The sequence below is a fragment of the Mycoplasma sp. CSL7475-4 genome, from assembly GCF_024834065.1.
Taxonomy (GTDB): Bacteria; Bacillota_I; Bacilli_A; order Mycoplasmatales; family Metamycoplasmataceae; genus Mycoplasmopsis.
In genome coordinates this window covers 1-2,973 of sequence record NZ_JANUYA010000016.1, presented here as the reverse complement: position 1 = coordinate 2,973, position 2,973 = coordinate 1, and the positions used below count along the sequence as shown (strand labels likewise).

Below are 2,973 nucleotides of genomic sequence, written 5' to 3'. Positions count from 1 at the left end.
GAGAGAGAGAGAGAGAGTCGCTAGCGACTCAAATGCACTTTACGATGTAATTTACATCGATCCTCCTTATAATACTGAATCATCTTTGAGCGATGGAAATAGTTTAAAAAACGGCGAAAAAGATGATATCGCAGCTTCAAAATTTATCTATCGTGATAAATTCAGCCGCACAGGTTGACTAAATATGATGAGCGAACGTCTAAGAATGGCAAAAGACCTATTGAAAGAAGATGGGGTTATTTTTGTATCAATTGATGATACTGAACAAGCTTATTTAAAAGTTTTAATGGACGAAATATTTGGTGAAGAGAATTTTGTGGCTAATGTTTCTAGATTAACCACACCACACAGGGCCGATCAAGAAAAATTTTTAAATACTAATCACGATTATCTATTAATTTTTGCTAAGAATAAATATAATTTAAAGAAATTTAATAAAGTAGTAAAAAAAGAAATTGATAATAGTAAAGTAGAGTATGATGAATTTGGTCGTAAATATATTATTAACGACACATCAGCAATTCTGGCATCTGTGGGACAAGGATATGTATCTTCATTAGATTATGATATCGAAATAGATGGTCATATTTTTAAACCGTTGTTGTCAAACGGAGAACGTTGAAGATGATTGTGAAGTAAACCGAGATTTGAAGCAGCAATTAAACATAAAATACTTAAATATAATAAAGAAAAAAATTCTATAAGAAAAATAAATTATTTGAACTATCATTTTGAAGAAAAGACAAATGAAATGGTCAAATCTAACAAAGAATTTATGATTATGAATACAACAGAATTCGCAACAAATCAAGATTTTAAAAACCTTAACGGGACAAAAGAAATCAGTGAAATACAATTAAACTTTTCATTTCCCAAACCCGTAAATTTAATTACACAACTGCTGAGATTAATCCCTAACAAAAACGCCCGTGTTTTAGATTTCTTCGCCGGTTCTGGCACAACAGGTCACGCCGTTATGGAATTGAATAGAGAAGATGGCGGAAACAGAACTTTTACCCTTGTTACTAATAACGAAAATAACATCGCGCACGATGTGACTTACGAAAGACTTTACAGAATAAATAATGGTAAAGGAACAAAAGAAGAAACATTCAAATGACTAGAAAAAAATGAGCCTTATAAACAAAATCTTAATGTTTTTAACATTGAATATTTTGACACACAACTTTTTAATGACAATGTTAATAATGAATTAATTAAGCAAACCTTAATTAAAGAATTACAAGATAATGGAATTACAACATCGACAAAATTTGAAAAACATCTGTATTATGATTTAATGTCTCTAAAACCGCTTGATATTGATAAGGAAAAGCAAAATGGCAGCAATTAATTTATCTGATGTGCAAGCTAGAGCGGTTAATGAATTAGTTGAAAAATGTGATTTGGACAATAAGTCATCTGTTTATTTTAAAGCACCTACCGGTAGTGGTAAAACATTTATGATCGCCAATGTGATTGATCGTTTAATTAAATTACACGGACACAAGCAAAAATTATTCTTCATTATAGCAACTTTGTCTTCTGGCGAATTGCCTAAACAAATGGAACAAAATTTAAACGAATATAAACATGTTTTATATTCAATTAGAAATATTGAAAGAATTGAATCGCCCAGTGTTAATAAAACTAAAAATAAAGACTACGAACCACAATTAGTTTTGGAACAAAATAAAGTGATGATTTTTGGAGCTTCAACTTTTGGTAAAGGCAGAATCCTTACTGAATATAATTATCTAGAAAACTTTATTCAAGAAATTAAAAGTGAAGGTTATAAATTAATCTACATAAGAGATGAATCACACCACGGGGGTGAAGTTAAAAACAATTTTGTTGACATTGATAGAAGCGATTTTAAAAATAAAAATCAACAAAATGAGAAGCATTTTGAAGCTTTGGTGCAAAAAGCTGCACAATACATTATTAAAATGACCGCTACTCCGCCAAGAACACAAAATCAAGTAGTAATCACTGAAAAAGAATTGCAAACTGACTCAATTAAGTTAATTAAAACTGAAGCAAAACGAAATGATTTTAAGGTCGATAAATTTTTAGAAGAAATTAGTGACTTTGATTTATTGCAAAAAGCATGTGAAAGATTTAAAGAAATCAAAAAAGCTTATGATGATGCCGAATCAGAACCGGCATTAATCAATATTCATCCAGCAATGCTTATTCAAGTAAAAGATAAAACGGAAAAAGATGTCAATTTTGAACAAAACATGAATAAAATTATCAAAATACTGGAACAAAATAATTTAACATGAGTTAAATATTTCAGTGGCGATAAAGCTGAGCAAAATGGCAGCAGCATTAAAGAAGAAATTTCATTAAAAAAGATATCGAAAAATAATTCAGGTGTTGATTGCATCATTTTCAAAGTTGGTCCGGCTACGGGTTGAAATATTCCTAGAGCATGTATGCTCGTGCAACTAAGAAATGTTTCATCGGAAAATCTAAATATTCAAACATTAGGCAGAATCAAAAGAAATCCTAACCCTAATTATTTTGTTGATAATGATGATCAATTGTTCGAAGATTCAATTGCCAATAAATATTGATTTTATTCAAACTTTGAAGAAAAGAAAAAAGAATGAAGCTATTATGAATTGCAAGCAAAATGAAAACAAGATTCAAATGGTTTAACTTCATTTTATAAAGGAAGCATAAACAGAAATTTATTAAAAAAGGTATCAAACACCCAAGCCTATAATGACGCACTAATTAGTGTTTTATCTAAAAAAGATATTCTTGCTGAATGCAAGGAACTACAACAACATTTTAATGAATATGGTTATTTAGCACCCAGAGCGGAATTATTAAAGAATGACAAAAATGAAGATTTTAGAAAAATTAATGACCAAGATAAAATCACTAATTCAATTGAGCTAGAGCTATACATTGAAAATTTTTTATATACAAACAAAACATATTTTATTGATACAACAAAAT

Annotated in this window: 2 protein-coding genes; both read left to right on the top strand. The window is 29.3% G+C overall.

The window, feature by feature from the left end:
- Positions 1-1,354, top strand: a 1,354-nt coding sequence (locus NXS15_RS03695; protein ID WP_259290515.1) for a site-specific DNA-methyltransferase, incomplete at its 5' end; no start/stop codon positions are given.
- A partial coding sequence (locus NXS15_RS03690; protein ID WP_259290514.1) for a DEAD/DEAH box helicase family protein occupies positions 1,341-2,973 on the top strand: 1,633 nt, incomplete at its 3' end. The genes NXS15_RS03695 and NXS15_RS03690, both read left to right, overlap by 14 nt.